This window comes from Pseudomonas sp. GM24 (genome assembly GCF_000282235.1).
Taxonomy (GTDB): domain Bacteria; phylum Pseudomonadota; class Gammaproteobacteria; order Pseudomonadales; family Pseudomonadaceae; genus Aquipseudomonas.
Window position 1 is genome coordinate 1 of the sequence record NZ_AKJR01000272.1, and the last position, 6,396, is coordinate 6,396.

General features: G+C 59.8%; 5 protein-coding genes. 2 read left to right on the forward strand and 3 right to left on the reverse strand.

Annotated elements, in window-relative coordinates; genetic code table 11:
- Nucleotides 1–89: 89 nt before the first annotated feature.
- The 3 genes from PMI23_RS26200 to PMI23_RS26210 all read right to left on the reverse strand — a co-directional run bounded on the left by PMI23_RS26200 (nucleotide 90) and on the right by PMI23_RS26210 (nucleotide 4,868).
- Nucleotides 90–1,307 (reverse strand): MFS transporter, encoded by a 1,218-nt coding sequence (locus PMI23_RS26200; RefSeq protein ID WP_007912476.1) that lies wholly within the window; start codon nucleotides 1,305–1,307, stop codon nucleotides 90–92.
- Between the two features lie 459 nt (nucleotides 1,308–1,766).
- The gene (gene cysS / locus PMI23_RS26205) at nucleotides 1,767–3,149 is read right to left on the reverse strand and encodes a cysteine--tRNA ligase (protein ID WP_007912474.1); all 1,383 of its coding nucleotides are present in this window, start codon (nucleotides 3,147–3,149) and stop codon (nucleotides 1,767–1,769) included.
- Nucleotides 3,150–3,170: 21 nt separating this feature from the next.
- Nucleotides 3,171–4,868 carry a glutamine--tRNA ligase/YqeY domain fusion protein gene (locus PMI23_RS26210; RefSeq protein WP_007912471.1) on the reverse strand — a complete coding sequence of 566 codons (1,698 nt, stop codon included), beginning with the start codon at nucleotides 4,866–4,868 and terminating at the stop codon, nucleotides 3,171–3,173.
- Nucleotides 4,869–5,118: 250 nt separating this feature from the next.
- Here PMI23_RS26210 and PMI23_RS26215 point away from each other — a divergent pair, with 250 nt between their 5' ends.
- The gene (locus PMI23_RS26215) at nucleotides 5,119–5,625 is read left to right on the forward strand and encodes a peptidylprolyl isomerase (protein ID WP_007912469.1); all 507 of its coding nucleotides are present in this window, start codon (nucleotides 5,119–5,121) and stop codon (nucleotides 5,623–5,625) included.
- A complete protein-coding gene (gene lpxH / locus PMI23_RS26220) occupies nucleotides 5,622–6,368 on the forward strand; it encodes a UDP-2,3-diacylglucosamine diphosphatase (protein WP_007912467.1) in 747 nt (248 codons plus the stop codon). Before PMI23_RS26215 ends, lpxH begins: the two co-directional genes overlap by 4 nt.
- The last annotated feature ends 28 nt before the right edge of the window (nucleotides 6,369–6,396 follow it).

Consider the following 6,396-nt stretch of genomic DNA (forward strand, 5'->3'; position numbering starts at 1 on the left):
TCGTGGCGATTATGGATTCAGCGCAAATCGCTCAGGTCGGTGTATTTCCTGAACATCCCCCATTCAGTCCCCTCTCCTGGGGGAGAGGGCTAGGGTGAGGGCGAAAGTTCTGGCTCAACATGCGCAACCGAAGCCGCCTCCAATGTTCGCAACCCCACCAGCACAACCACCACCATCATCAATCCCGCACCAATAGCCACCGCAAATCCCGCGCGCGCGCCGAAGGCATCAATAACCAACCCTGCCAGCATGCCGCCCAGCGCAACACCAACGCTGATACCGGTAGTCATCCATGTCAGCCCCTCCGTGATCCGCGACGGAGGAATAATGATCGTCCCCATTTTCATCACCACGACCATCGTCGGCGCAAATGAGATGCCGGCGATAAACAGCGCCGCTGTCAGCACATAAACATCCGTTGCAAAAACAGGCAGTACACCGGTGAACGCCGTCACCAATATCCCGATCAGAAACTGTTTTTCAATCGCCAGGGAAACCCTCATCGCACCGAACGTCAAACCCGCCACCAGTGAACCGAACGCATAGGCCGCGAGGATAAAGGTCGCCGACGCTGGCCAGCCCTGCGCATTGGCGAACGCGACGACGGCCACATCGATTGCTCCGCCAATGACACCCATCGCCAACAGCGCCAGCACAATGGTGCGTACGCCGGGAATCCGCAGGGTTGAGCCGCCATGACTGGCGTGGCCCACGACAACTTTAGGTTCAGTCTGGCGTTGCAGGAGAAACGCCGTCACCCCGACGGCCAGCAGCCCGACCGCGACCAGTGGCCCCGCCTCGGCAAAGAAACTCACGCTCAAGCCGATCGCCAGCGGCGGACCGACGATGTAGGCCATTTCGGTGAGGACCGTGTCCAGCGAAAACGCCGTGTGCAACTGCGGCTTGCCCCGGAACAACTGCGACCATCGCGCGCGAATCATCGACGGCATGCTCGGCATCGTCCCCGCCAGTGCGGCCAGAACAAACAGCAGCGCGGCCGGTGCCCGCATGTAAACCGCAAGGATCAGGGCCAGCAACATGGCAATGCTGAACGCCGTGACAACGGGTAGCACACGGCTCTGGCCATGTTGATCGACCAGTCTCGAGATGTACGGGCCGAGCAGTGCGTTGGCCAGGGTGAACGTCCCGGCGACGGTGCCGGCCAGCCAGTAAACCCCGGTCTGCTGCACCAGCATGGTGATGATGCCGATGCCGATCATTGCCTGTGGCAAGCGGGCGATAGAACTCGCGAGCACTAACCCGGTGGCGCCGGGGGTCGTTAGCAGCTCGCGGTAGTGATTGGCCATGGTGTCTCCATTCGATATTCATCGCCGCTCAGCATCCGGCTGAACGCGTTGCCGACATCAAGACCTACGCGAACGTCAAAAGCAACCCTCACCCCAGCCCTCTCCCGGTGGGAGAGGGAGCTGACCGAGGTGTCTCGAGTCATCCATCGACCTGAAAGAACCAGTCGATTATGGATTTGGTACGGAGCGTTGAGGTCGGTGGATCGCTTTGACACCATTCCCCTCACCCCAGCCCTCTCCCAGAGGGAGAGGGAGCTGACCGAGGTGTCTGGCGTTGTGCATCGACCTGAAAGATTGTGTCGATTATGGATTCGGCAGAAATCGCTCAGGTCGGCGTATCTCGCAAGCATTCCCCATTCGGTCCCCTCTCCCTCTGGGAGAGGGTTAGGGTGAGGGGCTTTTCTCGCGGCCAAACAAAAACCCGCACACGGCGGGTTTTGTTTGTAACAAGTACAGCTTTCAGTCAGCCAAACGCCAGGTAGTCCCACCCTTGCCGTCTTCCAGCACAACGCCCATCGCCGTCAGTTGATCACGAATCCGATCCGACTCGGCCCAATCCTTCCCCGCACGTGCCGCCAGACGCGCCGCAATCAGCGCATCAACCTCAGCCGCATCGACACGCCCTTCAGCGCCCGCCTGCAGGAAGTCATCCGCTTCCAACTGCAACACACCCAGCACACTCGCCAGCTCTTTCAGACGCGCCGCCAGACCTGCCGCTGCATCAAGATCGCTCTCGCGCAGACGGTTGATCTCACGCACCATCTCGAACAGCACGGCACAGGCTTCCGGCGTACCGAAGTCGTCGTTCATCACCGCAGTGAAGCGTTCAACAAACGCTTCGCCGCCAGCCGGCGCCACAGTCGGCAGGCCTTTCAACGCGTGATAGAAACGCTCCAGAGCGCCTTTGGCGTCCTTGAGGTTGTCTTCCGAGTAGTTGATCGCGCTGCGGTAGTGGCTCGACACCAGCAGGTAACGCACGACTTCCGGGTGGTACTTTTCCAGCACGTCGCGAATGGTGAAGAAGTTGTTCAAGGACTTGGACATCTTCTCGCCATTGATGCGAATCATGCCGCAATGCATCCACGCATTGGCGTAGGTCTTGCCGGTGGCCGCTTCGCTCTGGGCGATTTCGTTTTCGTGGTGCGGGAACTCAAGGTCGCTGCCGCCGCCATGAATGTCGAAGGTCTCGCCGAGGCAGCAGGTGGACATCACCGAGCACTCGATGTGCCAGCCCGGACGCCCGGCGCCCCACGGCGATTCCCAGCTCGGCTCGCCCGGTTTGGCGGCTTTCCACAGGACGAAGTCGAGCGGGTCCTGTTTCGACTCGTCGACTTCGATGCGGGCGCCGATGCGCAGGTCTTCGATTTTCTTGCGCGACAGTTTGCCGTAGCCCATGAATTTGGCGACGCGGTAGTACACGTCGCCATTGCCCGGAGCGTAGGCGTAGCCCTTGTCGATCAAGGTCTGGATCATCGCGTGCATGCCCGGAATGTGATCCGTGGCGCGCGGTTCCATGTCCGGCTTCTTGATGTTCAGACGCGCTTCGTCTTCGTGCATCGCGGCGATCATGCGCTCGGTCAACGCTTCGAACGATTCACCGTTCTCGTTGGCGCGATTGATGATCTTGTCGTCGATGTCGGTGATGTTGCGCACGTAGGTCAGGTCGTAACCGCTGAACCGCAACCAGCGGGTCACCAGGTCGAACGCGACCATGCTGCGGCCGTGGCCGAGGTGGCAGTAGTCGTACACGGTCATCCCGCAGACGTACATGCGCACCTTGTTGCCATCCAGCGGCTTGAAGACTTCTTTGCTCTTGGTGAGCGTGTTGTAGATCGTTAGCACGTTATTTCCTTTGACGCTGAATCACTGGCCCCACGAATCACGCAGGGTCACGGTACGGTTGAATACCGGCTGACCTGGTTTCGAGTCCTTCAAATCCGCGACGAAGTAGCCTTCGCGCTCGAACTGGAACCGGTCTTCCGGCTGTGCATTGCCAAGCGATGGCTCAGCACGACAACCGGTGAGCACCTGCAGCGAATCAGGGTTGATGTTGTCGAGGAAACTCGCGCTGTCTTCAGCCTTCTCAGGGTTGGCCGAACGGAACAGGCGATCGTACAGACGCACTTCGCACTCGACGCTGGCCGCGGCCGGCACCCAGTGGATCACGCCTTTGACCTTGCGGCCTTCAGGGTTCTTGCCGAGGGTTTCCGGATCGTACGAGCAACGCAGTTCGACGATGTTGCCATCGGCGTCCTTGATCGCTTCGTCGGCACGGATCACGTAGCTGCCGCGCAGACGCACTTCACCGGCCGGTTCCAGGCGCTTGTAGCCCTTCGGTGGCTCTTCCATGAAGTCGTCACGGTCGATGTAGATTTCCCGAGCGAATGGCAGCGCGCGTACGCCCATGTCTTCTTTCGGGTGGCGCGGCAGTTCGAGGTTTTCGACCTGGCCTTCCGGGTAGTTGGTGATGACGACTTTCAGCGGACGCAGCACGCACATGGCGCGTGGCGCGGTGTGATCGAGGTCGTCACGGATGCTGAATTCGAGCATGCCGAAGTCAACCACGCCATCGGAACGGTTGGTGCCGACCATTTCGCAGAAGTTGCGGATCGATTTCGGCGTGTAACCACGGCGGCGGAAACCCGACAGCGTGGACATGCGCGGATCGTCCCAGCCATTGACGTGCTTTTCATCGACCAGCTGCTTGAGCTTGCGCTTGCTGGTGATGGTGTAGTTGAGGTTCAGACGGCTGAACTCGTACTGACGCGGGTGCGCCGGCACTGGCAGTGCGTCGAGGAACCACTCGTACAGCGGACGATGGCTTTCGAATTCCAGGGTGCAGATCGAGTGGGTGATGCCTTCGATGGCGTCCGACTGACCGTGGGTGAAGTCGTAGTTCGGGTAGATGCACCACTTGTCACCGGTCTGGTGGTGATGCGCGTGACGGATGCGATACATGATCGGGTCACGCAGGTTCATGTTCGGCGAGGCCATGTCGATCTTCGCACGAAGCACGCGGGCGCCGTCCGGGAACTCACCGGCGCGCATACGCGCAAACCAGTCGAGGTTTTCTTCTACCGAACGGTCGCGGAACGGGCTGTTCTTGCCCGGCTCGGTCAGGCTGCCACGGTACTCCTTGGCCTGCTCCGGGGTCAGGTCGTCGACATAAGCCTTGCCAGCCTTGATCAGCTCGACGGCCCAATCGTGCAACTGGTCGAAATACTGCGAGGCGTAGCGCACTGCGCCGGACCACTCAAAGCCCAGCCATTTGACGTCGGCTTCGATCGCGTCGATGTATTCCTGATCTTCCTTGGCCGGGTTGGTGTCGTCGAAACGCAGGTGCGTGACGCCGCCGAACTCCTGGGCCAGGCCGAAGTTCACGCAGATCGACTTGGCGTGGCCGATGTGCAGGTAGCCGTTGGGCTCCGGCGGGAAACGGGTGACGATCTGGGTGTGCTTGCCCGAGTCCAGGTCTGCCTGGATGATCGGCCGCAGGAAATTGACCGGCACGGCAGGGCCGGACTTGGCATTCGAGGTAGGGTCGACAGTGGGCTTGCTCATAGGATCCTTGACTTACATGTGCGCGGCCGCAGAGGGGGCCAGACAAAACAAAGCCGCTATCATAGCCGATGCTGTCAAGGGGCTGACAGAGCACGGCCTATAAAGGAGCGCATTTAATCGCAAGGATTTGGAAAAACTGCCTCGAAATTCGCGCCTGTCACGCTAAACTGCGCACCTTGGCCGATGGGCTGAACCGGTAACGGGTCGAAATGTCCCATTACCCACGAATTCCTTATAAAGAGTAGCGATCATGACTCAAGTCAAACTGACCACCAACTACGGCGACATCGTCATCGAACTGGACGCGGAAAAAGCGCCGATCACCGCTGCCAACTTCCTCGAATACGTTAAAAACGGTCACTACGAAAACGTGGTATTCCACCGCGTGATCAAGGGCTTCATGATCCAGGGCGGCGGTTTCGAGCCTGGCATGCAAGAAAAGAAAGACAAGCGCCCAAGCATCCAGAACGAAGCCGACAACGGCCTGAAGAACGAGAAGTACACCCTGGCCATGGCTCGCACCATGGACCCGCATTCGGCGTCGGCGCAGTTCTTCATCAACGCCACCAACAACAGCTTCCTCAACCACACCGCCAAGACCGCTCAGGGCTGGGGCTACGCCGTATTCGGTAAAGTGGTTGCCGGCACTGATGTCGTCGACAAGATCGAAGGCGTTGCCACTACCTCCAAGGCCGGTCACCAGGACGTGCCAAAAGACGACGTGATCATTGAGAAAGCCGAGATCATCGAAGCGTGATATTGCTGATTTCAGACTTGCATCTGGAAGAGGAGCGCCCGGACATTACCCGGGCGTTTCTGGATTTGCTCGCCGGACGCGCCCGCTCGGCGAGTGCGCTGTACATTCTCGGCGACTTCTTCGAAGCGTGGATTGGCGACGACGCCATGACGCCCTTCCAGCGTTCCATCTGCCAGGCCCTGCGCGAACTCAGCGACAGTGGCACGGCGATTTTCCTGATGCACGGCAATCGCGACTTCATGCTCGGCAAGGCCTTCTGTAAACAGGCCGGCTGCACCTTGCTGAAGGATCCGAGTGTCGTGCAGTTTTACGGCGAGCCGGTGCTGTTGATGCACGGCGACAGCCTCTGCACCCGCGACGTCGGCTATATGAAGCTGCGGCGTTATCTGCGTAATCCGATCACGCTGTTCATCCTGCGTAACCTGCCCTTGAGCAGCCGCCACAAACTGGCGCGCAAGCTGCGCAGCGAAAGCAAGGCACAGACGCGGATGAAGGCCAATGACATTGTCGATGTCACGCCTGAAGAGATTCCGCGGATCATGCAGGAATTTGGCGTGAAAACCCTGATCCACGGGCACACCCATCGCCCGGCGATTCACAAGCTGCAGCTCGGTGAGCAGGCGGCGAAGCGGATTGTGTTGGGGGATTGGGATCGTCAGGGTTGGGCGTTGCAGGTGGATGAAAGCGGTTACGCGTTGGCGCCGTTCGACTTCGCTCCGCCGCTGGCTTTGCCGCACGGCTGAAGATCGCTTCCCCCTCACCCCAGCCCTC

Coding starts and splice junctions, on each gene's coding strand:
- PMI23_RS26200 (WP_007912476.1), bottom strand. CDS start 1,307: ATGGCCAATCACTACCGCGAGCTGCTAACGACCCCCGGCGCCACCGGG.
- PMI23_RS26210 (WP_007912471.1), bottom strand. CDS start 4,868: ATGAGCAAGCCCACTGTCGACCCTACCTCGAATGCCAAGTCCGGCCCT.
- PMI23_RS26215 (WP_007912469.1), top strand. CDS start 5,119: ATGACTCAAGTCAAACTGACCACCAACTACGGCGACATCGTCATCGAA.